The sequence below is a fragment of the Bacillus sp. SIMBA_008 genome, assembly GCF_046535495.1.
GTDB lineage: Bacteria > Bacillota > Bacilli > Bacillales > Bacillaceae > Bacillus > Bacillus subtilis.
In genome coordinates this window covers 1-256 of record NZ_JAWRWL010000815.1, presented here as the reverse complement: position 1 = coordinate 256, position 256 = coordinate 1, and the positions used below count along the sequence as shown (strand labels likewise).

Genomic DNA, 256 nt, shown 5'->3' with positions numbered 1-256 from the left:
AAACTGTTTTTGGTAATAGAAGTAAAGCTTCACACTTAAGTTATATCGGGGATGCACAAGTTGGAGAAGACGTGAATCTTGGTTGTGGTTCAATTAGGGTGAACTATGACGGTAAGAATAAATTCAAAACTGTGATTGGTAACGGGGTATTTATTGGATGTAATTCAAACCTTGTCGCTCCTGTAACAGTTGAAGATGGTGCTTATGTGGCAGCAGGCTCTACAATTACAGAGAATGTTCCATCAAAAGCATTATC

1 protein-coding gene is annotated in these 256 nt (G+C 38.3%); it reads left to right on the top strand.

What is annotated here, in order from left to right; translation table 11 throughout:
* Positions 1-256 (top strand): DapH/DapD/GlmU-related protein (locus SB658_RS25585; RefSeq protein ID WP_410603258.1); only part of this gene is annotated, 256 nt, incomplete at both ends.